Annotated in this window: 14 protein-coding genes and 1 pseudogene; 8 read left to right on the forward strand and 7 right to left on the reverse strand. The window is 43.3% G+C overall.

Annotated features, from left to right (window positions below; genetic code table 11):
- Positions 1-164 precede the first annotated feature (164 nt).
- A complete protein-coding gene (locus tag AB6E52_RS01715) occupies positions 165-908 on the forward strand; it encodes a sporulation protein (RefSeq protein ID WP_017059779.1) in 744 nt (247 codons plus the stop codon).
- Between the two features lie 118 nt (positions 909-1026).
- Here the strand turns inward: AB6E52_RS01715 and AB6E52_RS01720 are convergent.
- The 5 genes and pseudogenes from AB6E52_RS01720 to AB6E52_RS01740 form a co-directional block, all read right to left on the reverse strand.
- A pseudogene (locus AB6E52_RS01720) lies at positions 1027-1950 on the reverse strand (DUF3187 family protein).
- A 270-nt stretch (positions 1951-2220) separates the two neighbouring features.
- Positions 2221-3018 (reverse strand): IclR family transcriptional regulator, encoded by a 798-nt coding sequence (locus tag AB6E52_RS01725; RefSeq protein WP_017059781.1) that lies wholly within the window; start codon positions 3016-3018, stop codon positions 2221-2223.
- Positions 3019-3091: 73 nt separating this feature from the next.
- Positions 3092-4375 (reverse strand): TRAP transporter large permease, encoded by a 1284-nt coding sequence (locus AB6E52_RS01730; RefSeq protein WP_102320510.1) that lies wholly within the window; start codon positions 4373-4375, stop codon positions 3092-3094.
- Positions 4372-4941 (reverse strand): TRAP transporter small permease, encoded by a 570-nt coding sequence (locus tag AB6E52_RS01735; RefSeq protein ID WP_017059783.1) that lies wholly within the window; start codon positions 4939-4941, stop codon positions 4372-4374. The genes AB6E52_RS01730 and AB6E52_RS01735 overlap by 4 nt, the downstream gene beginning before the upstream one ends.
- A 40-nt stretch (positions 4942-4981) precedes the next feature.
- Entirely contained in the window at positions 4982-6211 is a 1230-nt protein-coding gene (locus AB6E52_RS01740) for a TRAP transporter substrate-binding protein (protein WP_198594319.1), read from the reverse strand.
- A gap of 199 nt (positions 6212-6410) precedes the next feature.
- On the opposite strand from AB6E52_RS01740, the gene AB6E52_RS01745 reads away from it, so the two are divergent.
- The 7 genes from AB6E52_RS01745 to AB6E52_RS01775 all read left to right on the forward strand — a co-directional run bounded on the left by AB6E52_RS01745 (position 6411) and on the right by AB6E52_RS01775 (position 12777).
- On the forward strand, positions 6411-8066 hold the full coding sequence (locus AB6E52_RS01745) for a GMC family oxidoreductase (RefSeq protein ID WP_102320511.1): 1656 nt from the start codon (positions 6411-6413) through the stop codon (positions 8064-8066).
- A 497-nt stretch (positions 8067-8563) separates the two neighbouring features.
- A complete protein-coding gene (gene thrS / locus AB6E52_RS01750; RefSeq protein WP_017059786.1) occupies positions 8564-10492 on the forward strand; it encodes a threonine--tRNA ligase in 1929 nt (642 codons plus the stop codon).
- A gap of 2 nt (positions 10493-10494) precedes the next feature.
- Positions 10495-11046 carry a translation initiation factor IF-3 gene (gene infC / locus AB6E52_RS01755; protein WP_076654893.1) on the forward strand — a complete coding sequence of 184 codons (552 nt, stop codon included), beginning with the start codon at positions 10495-10497 and terminating at the stop codon, positions 11044-11046.
- 104 nt (positions 11047-11150) lie between these two features.
- Positions 11151-11345, forward strand: a complete 195-nt coding sequence (gene rpmI / locus AB6E52_RS01760) for a 50S ribosomal protein L35 (RefSeq protein WP_004738430.1) — start codon at positions 11151-11153, stop codon at positions 11343-11345.
- Between the two features lie 42 nt (positions 11346-11387).
- Entirely contained in the window at positions 11388-11741 is a 354-nt protein-coding gene (rplT, locus tag AB6E52_RS01765; RefSeq protein WP_004733517.1) for a 50S ribosomal protein L20, read from the forward strand.
- Positions 11742-11944: 203 nt separating this feature from the next.
- Positions 11945-12259 carry a N(4)-acetylcytidine aminohydrolase gene (gene yqfB, locus AB6E52_RS01770; RefSeq protein ID WP_017063603.1) on the forward strand — a complete coding sequence of 105 codons (315 nt, stop codon included), beginning with the start codon at positions 11945-11947 and terminating at the stop codon, positions 12257-12259.
- 68 nt (positions 12260-12327) lie between these two features.
- A complete protein-coding gene (locus AB6E52_RS01775) occupies positions 12328-12777 on the forward strand; it encodes a hypothetical protein (RefSeq protein WP_102320512.1) in 450 nt (149 codons plus the stop codon).
- A gap of 144 nt (positions 12778-12921) precedes the next feature.
- Here AB6E52_RS01775 and AB6E52_RS01780 read toward each other — a convergent pair whose 3' ends face one another.
- Together AB6E52_RS01780 and AB6E52_RS01785 are read right to left on the reverse strand one after the other, a co-directional pair.
- Entirely contained in the window at positions 12922-14160 is a 1239-nt protein-coding gene (locus AB6E52_RS01780) for a leucine-rich repeat-containing protein kinase family protein (protein ID WP_102320513.1), read from the reverse strand.
- Positions 14161-14274: 114 nt separating this feature from the next.
- Positions 14275-15849 carry an ATP-binding cassette domain-containing protein gene (locus AB6E52_RS01785; protein ID WP_102320514.1) on the reverse strand — a complete coding sequence of 525 codons (1575 nt, stop codon included), beginning with the start codon at positions 15847-15849 and terminating at the stop codon, positions 14275-14277.
- Positions 15850-16084: the final 235 nt, after the last annotated feature.

The following is a 16084-nucleotide window of genomic DNA, read 5'->3' on the forward strand; positions in this document are numbered from 1 at the left end:
CTATACAAATAGAGTAACGGAATTTTTCACGATTTCAACATTTCCTCGGGCAATGTGACCTTATTCAACATAGATGGGGCAAATTGCTTGATTCTGTGAGGCAAGTGTCGCAAATTGTCACGCAATAACTATTCGTAAATCAGATAATTAGAAAGGGAAATAATATGTTTAAGAAATTAAAGGCCTCGTTGGGCATCGGTGCAGCAAAGGTTGATACTGTCTTAGATAATATTGAAGTTTTCCAAGGTGGAGAGTTGTCTGGCAATGTTCACATTGTTGGTGGTGACGTTGAGCAACAAATCGACCTGATCAACTTGGTTCTCAACACAGAAGTAAAAGTAGAAACGGAAGATAGCACCAGCTACGAAACCTTTTCACTGGGTCGTATTCAAGCCGTAGAGCCTTTCGTTATCCAACCGGACGAAACCAAACTGGTTCCATTCCGTCTTAAGTTAAATGATGAAACGCCAGTCACCGCGTTGAACGCACAAATGAACCAATGCCATGTGTGGGTTGAAACCAACCTAGATATAGGCTTCGCGATTGACCCTAAAGACCGTGACTTTATCTCCGTACACCCATTGCCAACAGTGGCTAAAATCATCCGAGGCGTGGAAGCATCAGGTATGGCAATGGTGAAAGCAGACGTAGAGAAGGGCTTCTTAAAAGGCAACAGCTTTGCTTCTCGTTCGGGCTGTTACCAAGAGATTGAGTTTCGCAGCGGCGGCTTCATGAATAATAAAGAGATCGAGCTGTCATTCATCGTTGAAGGTTCAATGGTTCACTGCCTAGCAGAAATCGACCGCTCAATGAGCTTCCGCGGCGACCAATACATCTCATTCAGCTTACCTGCTAATGCGGCCGACTCAGACATTCGCAACGCTGTATCAAGAATCATGAGTGCGTAGTTCCCTCTCTGTTAGCAGTCGCTCTGTCTATTAATTAATAGAGACAATACAACTTTTCAAGCCGAACTTAACCATTCGGCTTTTTTGATTCTACTATCTGCCCCGTCCTGAAATGGGTTTACCACTGGTGCCGATAGGCCAATTGAAAAGCAACATCGGTGGAGTTGTCCATATTGAAAATGTTCTCGATTATGGATATCTCAATTGCCGAGCGTTGCATGAGATAGCGATAGCCAAACATCATTTCATTCGCGGCTTCTGAAAACTCAGTTTCACCGTCTTCTGCGCCTTCATACCAACGATACTCTAGGTGTAACTCATGATTTTCAAATAGCGTGAGTTGATATCCTCCCATCCATGACCATGTCGTTTTTTTATGTGAAAAGCTATTCTCCACTTCTCTACTGGACTGATTCGCTAATCCTAAGCTTGTATAGAAGGTATTGATGTCGAGTTGGTATGCATAATTGAGTTGAGCGCTTTGTTCGGTGCTGTTTCCCTTAAATGCACCGTGGCTGACTTTGTTATGATAAAGGGAGACGCCAAAAGATAAGCCATGGTTTTCTATATCTATGATCTGATATTGGGTGTAGAGCGTGAAAGCGCTAGTCAATGTGTCGCCGGAGAAGTCTCGATTATTGACGCCATGGTCTGGTGCATAGATGTCGAATTGGTGTCTCTCTTTCTAATCTCGACCTGCTTGGTCGATGCTAAATAGGTCGTGAAAGTTAATGGTGATTTTGTCGAGATGATTATTGGCGGCGTATAACCAGCGGTAATTGAGCTCTACTTGCCACGCTGTAGTCAATTGCCATCGCAGGCCTGTTTGAAGTTGGTTTTGATAATAGTCTAAGTGATAGTCGTGGGAGTTAGCCCAGATACTCGCAGCAGTTAAGGCTGTAAATACTTCAACCTTATTCTCTTCAAGAGGGAAGCCTGAACGGAGCGACGGGGTGAGGCGAACCGACTGCAGTGGTGCTTGGGTATAACTGATTAAGGGGCCGTAATCTTTGTTGGCCCATGCGTTTGGCGCAGAAAACATGGCGGCTATTACTAGCGGTAAAGGTCGTATGAGCGATATACAAGTAGCCCGTTTCTCCATATGTACCTCATCTGCATTCCGTTGCTTCTATATAGCTTAGTTCGAAAGGTGAGTTTTAAAAGTAGAGAGATGAAGACCACGGTGCTCAAAGGCACTGTAGATTAATGAAGAGTCATTGAAGTAATACTACCTGTTACTTTGTTATTTTAACTTGTGCTCGTTTGTGAACTCGGTATTTAGGCCTATTGGGATACATCTATTCGTGTCACGTTACTCTACCGCCTCATCGGTAATCTGGGATTGAAATGTCATTAGGCTTTCTAGTTTTTTTGCTGCAAGCTTCAACCTACCGGCTTTAGTGAGTAAGTCACTAACACTCAACCTCAATGTAGGTGCGTGTATTGCCATGCCTGCAATCATATTTCCGTCTTGATCACAAACTGGGACTGCAATGGCAACCATACCTTCAATGAGCTCTTCATTGTCGATGCTAATACCACGAATCCCAATCTCGTCGAGCTCTCTGTTTAGGTCGTCGACGTTGGTAATCGAATGTTTTGTTTGTGGTTCTAGTGTTAGGGTCGAAAGTATCTGCTTTCGTTTATTTCTTGGCATTAAGGCCAAAAATAGCTTGCCACTAGCAGTACAGTGCAGAGGTAACCTCGAGCCTAATTTTAAGTTGACCATCATAGGCCAATTAGCCTCAACACGCTCAAAATACAACAATTCATATCCATCTAATACGGATAAGTTACAGGTTTCCTGTATTTCGTCTGTTAATTCTTTTAAAACCATCTGGCGAGGTGCGCGCCCATCAAAATGTGACAGGACGTCTAGAGACATTTTTTTAAATCGAGAACCGATAGACAAGAAGCGACCTTGGAGATCTCTCGCAATAATATCCTCCTCTTCAAGTTGACTGAGTATCCGGTGTACGCTGGCCTTAGGAAGGTTTAGGAACAAAGCAATATCAACCGCTGTAACGGGGCGTGTCTCACTAGCGATGAACTCAGTAATCTTAAATGCACGTGACAGTGCTGAATTACTTGACGATTCGTTATTGCTCATGCTGCTTCTCCTTTGTTTTTTCTGATAAATTTGCAAGCAATGGGTCATTGCTTGCAAATTCGGTTAATCTACTTTAGCCGCCAAATTGAACCAAGAATAATGAAATGCTCGGTAATAAAGCAATCAAAACCCACGAGATAAATAGCGCTGTGAAGTAAGGAATGACAAACCGAACTAACTTACCATAAGGGATCCCGGTTACGCTACTTGCGACATATAAATTTAAGCCGAACGGTGGTGTGACAAAACCAATTGCAGCTCCGACTAAGAAGATAACTGAAAAATGAATCGGATCGACGCCAATGCCTGTGGCAATAGGTGCGAGAATTGGAGCTAAAATAATGGTAACCGGTAAGCTTTCTAAGAGCATCCCGGCTAAAAGTATAATCCCCATACACATAAATAAGACTGCGTAATAGCTTCCGAATCCATTAAGTGCGTTACCAATTATTTCACCGACTCCCATCATGGAAAGTAATTGTTGCATGACGACAGAAATCGCGATTAATGGTGCTAGCATTCCTGTAATCTGCCCTGATTTGAGCATCACAGAAGGAATGTTTTTGAAATGTAACTCTTTGGTCAGAATACAGCCTGCGATAATTGTGAACCCAACGGTGAATGCAGCGGCCTCTGTTGGTGAGAATGCTCCAGAGTAAATGCCGTAGACGACTACACCAATAGTAATGAAGCCGAGGTAAGCGCGTCTTGCATATTTGAAACTGGTCTTTGCGACAAAAGGAATAACTGTTCCCCATCCTTGTTTTCGAGCAACTAGATGGCATGCGAACATCATCGCTAATACCATGAGGCTACCTGGCAGCATTCCTGCAATAAACAGATCCGTTATGGAAAGGTTCATCATGAAGCCATACACAATGAATATCACGCTCGGCGGAATAATAATTCCAACAGTTCCTCCTGATGCTGCTGTGGCTGCAGAAAATCTTTCGTCGTAACCATTCTTTTTCATTTCTGGAGCCATTATTGAGCCAATTGTGGCTGTTGTCCCAGCATTAGACCCGGAAATGGCTGCGAACATCCCACAAGCTCCAATCGCAGCCATACCCATACCACCACGAATGGAACCCAAAATAGAGTACGCAAAATCAGAGAGTCGTTTTGCAATGCCTGCAGCATTAATTAGATCGCCGGTTAGAATGAAAAGAGGTAATGCTAGTAAGCCGAAAAAGTTTAACCCCTCAAATAGCGTTACACCGATGTTAGCGAGGGTAAAGTCAATGACGATACTAACCCCAACAACCCATAGCCCAATGATTAAAAATATAGGGATGCCTGCTAGAAATAGAACCAAAACGATGACACTAATAATGCTAATCAAATCACCTTCACTCATGCTTCTTTCTCCGCTAATGATGTCTGGATTATCAATGGCTCATTATTTATGTACCGTTTACAATCTTGGAAGAAGTTCTGTATCACTCGATAGATTATTAATGTCCAGCCTACTGGTGTTGCCATATAAAACCACCACTGCATGACATCGTCAGTTCCTTGAACAATTGCAAAATTGTCGTAAGCGATCCTTACCTGATCCGTTGCAAAATAAAGAACGACGCCCGCAAAAACTAGCCAGAGAACGGCATCTAATATGAGGCATACAAATTGCGCTTGATAAGGGAGGCGTAATCTAATTTCGGTGAGCGATAAGTGAGTACGGTTTTTGACATTGACAGCTGCGCCGACCCAGGTAAGCCATAAAAATAGTAGTACAGGGATACTAGTGCTCCACGGAGCCTGAATACTAAAGAAAAAACGTCTGATTATTTCAACGAAGATAATGACAGTCATTATAGAGTAGCTGCTCACAATGAGATATTTTTCTATGTTGTTATCTAGCCAATACAAACACTTTTTGACTGAGGTTGCCGGGTGGACGGCAGTGCTGATGATTTCATTCATGATGTCATGCCTTAGTTTTATTTAATGGGTTGTCAGAGTATTAACCTAACCACCAACGTTGTGGTTTGACGTTGACTACCGCTGCGTCTTTAGGGAGTTCTCTAGCAATCCCGTGAATTTCTTTATAGATATCAATATCGCCTGCCCAAGCATTTAAACGATTACGCCATTTTTGCCATGGTTCTGGGTTATATTCCGGTGAGCATATTTGTTCAGCCTTAAATCTCTCTTCATCTGAAAGTGCAGCAAAGCGGATATTATTTTGTCGGAATTGCGTATTCTCGTTAGGGTGAGTTTGTGCACCAATAATTTCGTACAACCCACCTTCATTCATTCCGTGAGTAAAAATTTGTGCACAATATGCAGATTCCATGACCGCTTCTTTATGTTTATCGCTTAACTTTTCAAAAACGTCGTAATTCATAGCTGTACTCTCGTTTCCAGAGAACATGCGTAAATCGATCGCTTGAGATATTACTGATGTCATTCCTGAATATGCCGCTGCGCTCATCCAAGTTTCCGCACCATCAAGTAGTCCTTGTCGGAGCCCATCAATTGTTTCAGCCCAGGCAACTGGTACAGGGTTGAGATTGAGTTGCTCCATGGCGATACGCCCTAACTGGGTTCCTGTTACTCGGTTTTTGGTGCCTTGAATATCGGCTAGCGACGTAACCAAGGGTTTGTCTTTCCATTTGTTGCCTAACATGAGTCCACGTAAGTCACAGTGCGTGAATAGGAATTGAATGTTGTGGCGTTTACGTAATGGTTCACGAAACAATGATTCGCTTCGTTTGTCATAAAAAAAATGAAATTGCGAAGCTCGCGTAGGGAACATGTATGCAAAATCAAGAACATTCATGTATGGCGCACCAGCAGCGGAGTTTTGTGTAGATGCGGAATATATGTCAACGATTCCTTGCTGAGTTTTTCTTATACAATCCAATTGCCCACATAGTTGATTGGAGCCAAAGAATTCAACTTGTATTTCACCATTTGTTCTTTCTTCAAGATCTCTAGCGAAAAATAATTGTCCCGACTTTTGGATATCTAAGTTTTGTTCATTAAAGCCAGAGGCTCCAAACTTTAAGACTACGATTGGTTTTTTCTTTTCTCGAGTTCGAGATACGCTTTCCGACGCATTTGCCAGGCTACTTAAGGTAGCCCCTGTCCCTAATGTCCCTGCAGCGAATAAAGCTGATGTAAGCCCGGCACGCTTTGCAACATTAAAAAAGTCGCGTCGGCTATATGGTTTGTCTTTTGAAGTTCTCATGTACCCATCCTGATTCATGTAAATAGCCCAATTACACTTGTTTAAAAAATGTTAAATGTCCAAGTTGGGTTGTTATTAGTGTGCGATAAGTCAACAAAAAACAATTCATATTCTCTCGATATTTACTAATTATTGTTATTGGTTTATGTTTTTTGGGACGCTGTGTCTCGATTTATGAAAATACAAAGGAGATTTTGTTATGGGAAGGTTACATAAGGATGTGGGTGTCTTTGATTATGTTGTTGTAGGGGCGGGGTCGGCTGGGTGCGCAATTGCTAGTCGTTTAAGTGAGGATCCAGATGTTTCAGTGTTATTACTTGAGGCTGGTGGTCGAGATTGGAATCCTTGGATTCATATCCCGGTTGGTTATTTTAAAACCATGCACAACCCGTCAACTGATTGGTGTTATCTAACCGATCGTGATGAAGGTATTGATAATCGACAATTACAATGGCCTAGAGGCAAAGTACTTGGTGGGAGCAGCTCCTTGAACGGGTTGCTATATATACGTGGGCAAAAAGAAGATTATAACGACTGGGCGTCACTTGGTAATGAGGGGTGGAGTTATGACGACGTGCTTCCCTATTTTAAAATGTCTGAATGTCAAAGCCGAGGAAAAGATAAGTACCATGGCGTGGATGGGCCGTTGAAAGTGTCAGATCTTAGACTGAAACGGGATATTGCCGAACGATTTGTGGAGGCAGCTCAAGAGGTAGGTATTCCTTGGAATGATGATTTTAATGGTGAGAACCAAGAAGGAGTAGGCTATTTTCAGCAGACAGCATTTAATGGGTTGAGGTGCAGCAGTGCAAAAGCTTTTTTAACGTCGGCTCGAAAGCGCCATAATTTAACAATATTGACTCATGCACATACCTCCAAGCTTGATATTGTCGATAAGACAGCAAAAGGTGTTGAATTTTTTTGCAATGGAAAAGCAATGTATGTTTCGGCAGCTAAAGAGATTATTGTCAGTGCTGGTGCAATTGGCTCACCGCAAATATTACAGTTGTCTGGAGTTGGCAACAGAGCGGAGTTAGAAGCAGTAGGTGTTGATTGCGTTCATCATTTACCTGGAGTTGGAGAAAACCTTCAAGACCATTTACAAATTCGTCTGGTCTACAAAACTAGTTGTACAACACTGAACGATGAGTTGAGAACACCTTTGCATAAACTGACAGTGGGAGTTAAATATGCTCTGTTTCGCAAAGGTCCTTTAACGTTGGCTGCTAGTCAGGTATGTATTTTCACTCAGTCTTCCTCTGACTTAACAAGGCCTGACATACAGTTTCATATGCAGCCACTCAGTGCGGACAAACCTGGAGAAGGAGTGCACCCATTTTCGGCCTTTACTACTTCGGTTTGTCAATTGCGTCCTGAAAGTCGAGGTCGTGTGAAGATCACCAGCAAAGACTACTCCGTGCACCCTAGTATCCAACCTAACTATCTCTCGCACCCTAAAGATAAAGCTGTTGCAATAAACGCGATAAAGGTAGCGAGAGAAATCACCGATGCGAGTCCTTTATCTTCGGTTATTTCTGAAGAGTTTGTACCAGGTTCAAAGTATCAAACGGATGAACAATTGTTGGAAGCTGCGACAAAATACAGTCAATCCATCTATCACCCCGTTGGTACTTGTAAGATGGGCAATGATGCAATGGCAGTCGTTGATAATGAGCTAAAAGTTCATGGGCTAAAAAGCTTAAGAGTAGCGGATGCATCTATCATGCCTATTATTGTGTCGGGAAATACTAATGCACCGTCTATTATGATCGGTGAAAAATGTGCAGCTATGATAAAAAAAGAAACTAGTCTGTCTAAATCAAAGTCAGCAAAATTGTGCGAAGAAGCGATTTAATGCATCGGGGCTAAATTTAATCTCTAGGTTAGATGTATTACAGCCCCAAATAGTGTTCCCTGCCAATAAGTCATTTGCCAAACCACTGACGAAAATACTCCCAAAAATTACTCTTATGAGTCTATATTTTTGTTCAGAGTAAAAAGAATGGTTGAGGCTCAGAATATCAATACCCTACATTTACCTCTTTTGTTTCGCTTCATCAATCCTATGCAAGAAGACTTATTGCGTCTATAACACGATAGGCGTGCGAATTGCCTGAATTTGACTGCAGGGGAGAGGGGCGGCTTCGGCGCCATACCCACAGCGCATCATTGTCATTTTATATTATTTCGTTACAATGCTCGGATACCTACAAATAGGGCATCTGTATTTGCTTCTATGTGGGTATATTTATTATGCATATATCCCCAATCAGCGTACTCGTTGATTGAAAGACATATATTAAACATTTTCATGTGTTGCTTGGTGTGCAACACCACTGTAAAGGACAAATAATGCCAATTATTACTCTTCCTGACGGTAGTCAGCGTCAATTTGACAACCCTGTATCAACTCTAGATGTTGCCCTATCAATCGGTCCTGGTCTTGCGAAAGCTACCATTGCTGGTCGTGTAGACGGCGAGCGTGTTGATGCTTGTGATCTTATCGAAAACGATGCAAGCCTAGAAATCATCACAGCTAAAGATGAAGTTGATGGCCTTGAGATCGTTCGTCACTCTTGTGCTCACCTTTTAGGCCACGCGGTTAAGCAGCTTTTTCCAGAAGCGAAAATGGCGATCGGTCCTACTATCGATAACGGTTTCTACTACGATATCGATCTTGAGCACTCTCTAACGCAAGACGATCTAGAAAAGATCGAAAAGCGCATGAAAGAGCTAGCGAAGACCAAATACCAGGTTGTTAAGAAGAAAGTTAGCTGGCAGGAAGCGCGCGACGCATTCGAAGCTCGCGGCGAGACTTACAAGATTGAAATCTTGGACGAGAACGTTTCTAAAGACGATCGTCCAGGCCTGTACCATCACGAAGAATACATCGATATGTGTCGTGGTCCACACGTGCCTAACATGAGCTTCTGCCAGCACTTCACTCTACTTAACGTAGCGGGTGCATACTGGCGTGGTAACAGTGACAACAAGATGCTTCAACGTATCTACGGCACTGCATTCCACGACAAGAAGGCACTTAAAGCTCACCTTGTGCGCCTAGAAGAAGCGGCTAAACGTGACCACCGTAAAATCGGTAAAGCGCTTGACCTATTCCACATGCAGCAAGAAGCACCAGGCATGGTGTTCTGGCACCACAACGGTTGGACTATCTTCCGTGAGCTAGAAGTATTTATTCGTCAAAAACTGACTGAGTACGATTACCAAGAAGTTAAAGGCCCATTAATGATGGACCGTGTTCTTTGGGAACGCTCTGGTCACTGGGATAAGTACGCTGAAGCGATGTTCACTACTTCTTCAGAGAACCGTGAATACGCTATCAAGCCAATGAACTGTCCTGGTCACGTTCAAATCTTCAACCAAGGTTTGAAATCTTACCGTGATCTACCGCTACGTATGGCTGAGTTCGGCTCATGTCACCGTAACGAGCCGTCTGGCGCACTTCACGGCATTATGCGTGTTCGTGGCTTCACTCAAGATGATGCTCACGTATTCTGTACTGAAGACCAAGTTCAACAAGAAGTTAAAGCTTGTATTGAAATGGTTTACGATACTTACACAACTTTCGGCTTCGAAAGCATCGTTGTTAAGCTATCTACTCGTCCAGAACAGCGTGTAGGTTCAGACGAAATGTGGGACCGTGCAGAGGCTGACCTTAAGCAAGCGCTAGAGGCAATGGACATTGCATACGAGATTCAAGAAGGCGAGGGTGCGTTCTACGGACCTAAGATTGAATTTACTTTGCATGATTGTTTGGACCGCGCTTGGCAATGTGGTACAGTGCAGCTCGATTTTGCATTACCAGAACGTTTAGGTGCTACTTACGTAGGTGAAGATAACGAGCGTCACACGCCAGTTATGATCCACCGCGCGATTTTAGGTTCACTAGAACGCTTCATTGGTATTCTTATTGAAGAATACGCTGGCTTCTTCCCAACGTGGTTGGCGCCAGAACAAGCAGTTGTAATGGGCATTACAGACAAACAGTCTGAATATGTACAAGAAATTACGAAAAAACTGCAAAAAAGTGGATTTAGAGTCAAAGCAGACTTGAGAAATGAGAAGATTGGCTTTAAAATCCGCGAACATACTTTGAAACGTGTACCGTTCATGCTTGTGTGTGGTGACCAAGAAATGGAAGCCGGCGAAATTGCAGTACGTACACGTAAAGGTAAGGACCTTGGCAAATTTAAAGTGGATGACTTTATTTCATACATCCAAGCCGAGGTTTCAAGCCGTAAGCTCAATCTGGAGGAATAGCTATTAAAGGCGGAAGACGTGGCCAACAACCGGCCAAACAAAACCAGCACCGTTTAAACGGTGACATTCGTGGCGTTCGTGAAGTGCGTCTAACTGGCGCAGACGGCGAAGCTGTTGGTGTAGTATCAATCGCTGAAGCGATGGAAGCTGCAAATGAAGCTGGTATGGATCTTGTAGAGATCAGCCCTAACGCCGAGCCGCCAGTTTGTCGTGTGATGGACTACGGTAAGTTCCTCTTCGAGAAGAGCAAAGCTGCGAAAGAGCAGAAGAAGAAGCAAAAGCAGGTTCAGATCAAGGAAATTAAATTCCGACCTGGAACTGATATTGGAGACTATCAGGTAAAACTACGCAACCTGACTGGTTTCCTAGAAGACGGCAACAAAGTGAAGGTAACAATTCGCTTCCGTGGCCGCGAAATGGCTCACCAAGAAATCGGTGTTGACGTTCTTAATCGTTTGAAAGCGGATACTGAAGAATTTGCAGTAGTCGAATCTTTCCCAACGAGAATTGAAGGTCGCCAGATGATCATGGTGTTGGCCCCTAAAAAGAAGTAATTAACGGCTTTGCAAGTAATTGAACCCTGCAGCCTCAGGTTGCGGGGTTTTATTCGCCCTAATTACTATGTTATTAACAACTCAACAATGCGGAGTTATTCATCATGCCTAAGATGAAAACCAACAAAGGTGCTGCTAAGCGTTTCCAGAAAACTGCTGGTGGTATTAAGTTTAAGCACGCTGGTAAACGTCACATCCTGACTAAGCGTACTACTAAGAACAAGCGTCAGCTACGTCCGAACTCGATCCTTCCTAAATGTGAAGTTGCTCAAGTTCTACGTATGATGCCATACGCTTAATTCTTTTTAGTTTATAAATTCGTTTAGTTTAGGAGAAGCATAATGCCTCGCGTAAAACGTGGTGTACAAGCTCGTGCACGTCATAAGAAAGTTCTAAAACAAGCTAAAGGTTACTACGGAGCACGTTCACGTGTTTACCGCGTAGCTTTCCAAGCAGTTACCAAAGCTGGTCAATACGCTTACCGTGACCGTCGCAACAAGAAACGTCAATTCCGTCAACTTTGGATTGCACGTATCAACGCGGCATCTCGTCAAAATGGTCTATCTTACAGCCGTTTCATCAATGGCCTAAAGAAAGCATCTATCGAGATCGACCGTAAGATTCTTGCTGACATCGCAGTATTCGACAAAGCAGCATTTGCTGTTCTAGTTGAAAAAGCGAAAGCATCTCTATAATTTAGAGTTAGCTTAAAGGTTTAAGAAAAGGAGAACTTCGGTTCTCCTTTTTTATTGCCTGTAATTTGGCTTTGCCATACTCTCTCGCATCTCGCATCTCGCATCTCGCATCTCGCATCCCGCACCTAATTTTTATTCGCTTGAACACGCATTCTGGTATATAAACATCTACCTAACCTTTAAATGTTAAGCGACCGAAATAAATGACCGCACCGACTACTATGACGTTCTTCGAACGTTTTGAAACGGACATCCTTTCTGGCAAGAAGACGATTACTATTCGCGATGAATCTGAGCGCGACTACCAGCCAGGTAGTGTTGTGGAGGTATCGACGCTAGAGCAAGACCGTGTGTTCTGTAATCTTAAGATCATCAGCGTTGAACCAATCCTATTTGATGACTTAGGTGAGTTCCATGCTCAGCAAGAGAACATGACGCTGCAAGTACTGAAAGACGTGATTCAAGATATCTATCCAGGTATCTCTCAGCTGTATGTGGTTTCTTACGAGCTTGTGTAGCCCGCTTTAAATAGAATTGGTTGATCAATACCGCGTCTAACGCAGAGCAATGAGAAAGAGAAGTCACAATGAATGAATTACAGAATGAAACAGTTCAGAAAATTTTGCTCCAACTTTATTGTCGTGAGCAAACTGAGCAGCCGTTAATTTCTAGAACTGATCTCAACATTGCTCTTTATGATAGCGAAGGCTTTCTAGCGTGGCGTGATACCAAGCGTGACTTCATTGTCAGTGATATCGAGAATCGAGTTTGGGTGAAGAGCTGTCCCGGCGGTTACATCACTGAAGTGCACTTCAATGCTGACGGTTCTTTGATTGAATATCGTTTGTTCGACCGATTTGAAACAACAGGGCAGTGGCAACTAAAAGATGGTTTGTTACACGTCGAGATTCTGAAGGGTGAGAACCGCTACCAGTTTGCTGTTGTGGCTCGTGCTGATCTTAATATTCACTCTGCAGTGGAATATAAAAATGGTGAGCTGCACTCGTATCTGAAATTGGTGCAGGCTGAGCGTTAATCCCTTTTAGCCAACCTTGCTTGTCCATTAAAATTAGTGATATTCCAAGAACAACAAAGCCAACAGTGATGTTGGCTTTGTTGTTTTCAATTCGACCGAGTACTTCTAATCAACGCGCTATTAAGCTATTAAGCTATTAAGCCATTAAGCTTTGAAGTTCGCTAGTTGACTATAAAGCTCGCTGTCTTGATCTTGCTTTGCACAAATCGTCAGTAGGTCTTCAATAAAGTACTTTAATGCGCGAGCTTCGATACGACGAATGCCTTGTTGCTGTGCTTCAGTTAGGTAGCCGTAGATAGTTGCCGCTCCAAAGTCGCCAAAGATCATCTGATCTTGTTCGTTCACTAAAGTGTTGTGAGCGTATAGATCACCATGACAGACTTTATTGGCATGAAGGTGTTCAAACACATCAATCATCTGTTCGGCAATGCTATTAATCTGAGCAATTGAAAGCTCAAAGCCTTCATTGAAGGTATCGCGAGTACAGCTTTCAAGAGTAGGAGGTAAGCCTAGGTTGTAATAGCTGCTTGGGATAAGTTCCATCACCAATGCGAGATAGTCTTGTTCATCCACTTGAGCGATAGACTTCACTAGGTTGCTATGATGACCAGCCTGCAGACACGCTTCGAGTTCATCGTGTGGGTAACCGTCGCTTGTTACCTCACCTTTAAATACTTTTACAGCGACTTCCTGTGGGAAATCAAAATCGCTGTTCAACCAGTTAGCATGTGAAATTACGCCAGACGCACCTTGACCAAGTACTTGATTCAGTGAGTAGCATTGCGAGCTTACCGCAGGCACGCTATCTAAGCTGCTAGGGTGTTTGCAAAACGGGTTACCCGCAAATGCTAGCCAAGCCAGTTTTGGTAGCTTAATAAGGAACTCAGGGAATTCAGTCAACTGGTTTGCAGACAGGCGAACTAGCTCAAGGCTTGATAGGTTTTGCATGCTTTCTGGTAACACGCGAATCTTGTTACCCGCCAAGGCCAGTTTCTGTAGTCGTGGTCTTTCACCTAGTGAGCTAGGCAGAATCTCAATCTCATTGTCGGTCAGGATTAACCAACGTAGTTGAGTCGGCAGAGATTGCTCGCTAACGGTTTTGATTTGGTTGGTCTTAAACCCAACCATTTCAAGCTTAGGAAGCGAACCAAGAACATCAGGAAGGTGCGTGAACAGGTTATTCGACGCAAAGATAATACGCAGGTGAGTAAGCTGTGATAATTCTTCAGGTAAGTCTGATAGCTGATTCCCCGAAAGATCGAGAATCTCTAGTGAATCGGCGAGCTCTAAGATCTCTAATGGAAACTCGGTGAGACCTTCTGACAGCTTTAAACGCTTAATACCTTTTAGTTGCCCTGATTTTAGTTGTTCTAGAGTATGCAAACCTTAGCCTTATGAATAGATGTTCGAGGCGCGTAGTGTACTTGTCTCAATCGAGAAAGGCGAGCTCCGGAACGATGCTCGCCTAACTAAGCTCAGTGAACGAATTTACAGAGCTTAAAGCTGTATGTGATTTTGGTTTACACCGACCTCCTCAACAAAATCAGCATCATGACTGACTAGGATGAACGCGCCCTGATAGTCACGCAAAGCCGACGCCAATATTTGCTTTGAGTCGATGTCTAGGTGATTGTCTGGTTCATCGAGCAGCAGTAATGGCGAATCCTGTTTATGGCTGACGATCAACATCGCCAGTTTCATTTTCTCTCCACCGCTTAGGTGAGCGACTTTGCGGTACACGGAATTACGCCTAAAGCCGATGCCTGCCAACAATGTCCGAGCATCACTCTCTGTTAGCCCATCACTATGCGTCATGAGGCTATCGAACATGGTGTTCTGGGTATCTAACAAACCAAAGTGTTGATCAAGGTACACCGTAGATCCTAAGCGTTTGATGGTGCCTGTGTAGTTCGAGTGCTCGTTGTGAATCGCTTTCAACAGTATCGATTTACCACAGCCGTTTGCACCGCTGAGATAACATTGTTCACCTTGTGACAGAGAAAAGTGGATAGGATTACCAGACCCATATTCAAGTCGGCAATCTTCAACAGTTAATAGCGCGTTCTTTTTCTTACTATTGCTCTGTTGTAGATACAAGGCCTGCGGTTTCAGTTGCTCTTTTTGTTCTTTAAGAGATTGAAGCTTATCTTGATTTTGCTCCTTTAAGTTATTTTGGCTAGTGGCTGATGCTGCTTGTGTTCGTCCGGCTTTGTCTTTCATCGCATCCATTAAGATCTTGGGCTGACTGCCCGACTTTCTGAGTCGATTACCTTGAGACTCACGTTGCTGCGCTTTTTCTTTATTGACTTGAGCTTGGCGTTCCAGTCGTTTCTTTTCAGATTGGTGATGCGCAATCTGCTTATCCAATGCTTCACTTTGGCTCGACATTTGTTTGAAGTAACCATCGTAGTTTCCTTTGTAGAAACGTAACCCCAAACTATTGAGGTGGTAGATCCCCTCCATGTTCCTCAATAAGCCTCGGTCGTGACTGACGATTAGTATTTTGCCTTCAAACAACTGGCACTGTTCTAATAACCAATTACGTCCGTCGCTATCCAAATGGTTGGAAGGTTCATCGAGAATTAAAATGTCGTGGTTCGAGGTAAATAAGCGATGGAGTTGCAAGAGGGCAAGTTGGCCACCACTTAATGTGTTGCACGGTGTCGTTAACTCACTGGTTATTTTCAATGTAGCTAAAAGCTGTTGAGTGCTTTCTTGTAAATCCCAATCGTCACCAACGATATTGAAGTGCTGAATTTCGCAGCTACCTTGCTCTATCGCTTTTAATGCATCTAACTTTTCGGTGAGCCCTAAGAAGTCAGCGATGGTGGTGGCGGAATCCAGTAGCGTTGATGGCAACTGAGAGTAAAAGCCGATCGAACCTTGGCGCGAAATACTGCCTGTTGTGGGCTGTTTTTGCCCGATCAGTAACGAAAGAAGTAGTGACTTTCCAGCCCCATTTCTTCCGACTAGGCCGGTGAGGCGAGTGCTCAAATTAAAGGTGATGTCTTTGAATAACCACTCACCAGTATCGAGTTGGAATGAGAGATTGTTGGCTAATATAGTAGGCATAAAAATACCTCCCTTTACGTGTAAACGAGTAAAAGGGGTGAGGCGCTTTTTCTATATAGAACCCTACACAGAATTCTATGTATAGATCGCCAAAGACGTTACTTAGGTAGCGTACCAATCAAAGATAGGAAATAGAGTGCTGATCTGATTTCTGTCTTTAAGGTACTGATCTTAAAGATGTAGCTTGTCAAAAAACGGATCTTTAAGAGCTTGATTTGTCGCGAAAATAGATGAC

This window comes from Vibrio sp. 10N.247.311.13, from assembly GCF_041467595.1.
GTDB classification, from domain to species: domain Bacteria; phylum Pseudomonadota; class Gammaproteobacteria; order Enterobacterales; family Vibrionaceae; genus Vibrio; species Vibrio crassostreae_C.

Excerpts from the sequence above, each read along its gene's own strand:
- AB6E52_RS01735 (WP_017059783.1), bottom strand. The coding sequence starts at position 4,941 with ATGAATGAAATCATCAGCACTGCCGTCCACCCGGCAACCTCAGTCAAA.
- AB6E52_RS01730 (WP_102320510.1), bottom strand. The coding sequence starts at position 4,375 with ATGAGTGAAGGTGATTTGATTAGCATTATTAGTGTCATCGTTTTGGTT.
- AB6E52_RS01725 (WP_017059781.1), bottom strand. The coding sequence starts at position 3,018 with ATGAGCAATAACGAATCGTCAAGTAATTCAGCACTGTCACGTGCATTT.
- AB6E52_RS01785 (WP_102320514.1), bottom strand. The coding sequence starts at position 15,849 with ATGCCTACTATATTAGCCAACAATCTCTCATTCCAACTCGATACTGGT.
- AB6E52_RS01740 (WP_198594319.1), bottom strand. The coding sequence starts at position 6,211 with ATGAGAACTTCAAAAGACAAACCATATAGCCGACGCGACTTTTTTAAT.
- thrS (WP_017059786.1), top strand. The coding sequence starts at position 8,564 with ATGCCAATTATTACTCTTCCTGACGGTAGTCAGCGTCAATTTGACAAC.
- rpmI (WP_004738430.1), top strand. The coding sequence starts at position 11,151 with ATGCCTAAGATGAAAACCAACAAAGGTGCTGCTAAGCGTTTCCAGAAA.
- AB6E52_RS01715 (WP_017059779.1), top strand. The coding sequence starts at position 165 with ATGTTTAAGAAATTAAAGGCCTCGTTGGGCATCGGTGCAGCAAAGGTT.
- rplT (WP_004733517.1), top strand. The coding sequence starts at position 11,388 with ATGCCTCGCGTAAAACGTGGTGTACAAGCTCGTGCACGTCATAAGAAA.
- AB6E52_RS01745 (WP_102320511.1), top strand. The coding sequence starts at position 6,411 with ATGGGAAGGTTACATAAGGATGTGGGTGTCTTTGATTATGTTGTTGTA.
- yqfB (WP_017063603.1), top strand. The coding sequence starts at position 11,945 with ATGACCGCACCGACTACTATGACGTTCTTCGAACGTTTTGAAACGGAC.
- AB6E52_RS01775 (WP_102320512.1), top strand. The coding sequence starts at position 12,328 with ATGAATGAATTACAGAATGAAACAGTTCAGAAAATTTTGCTCCAACTT.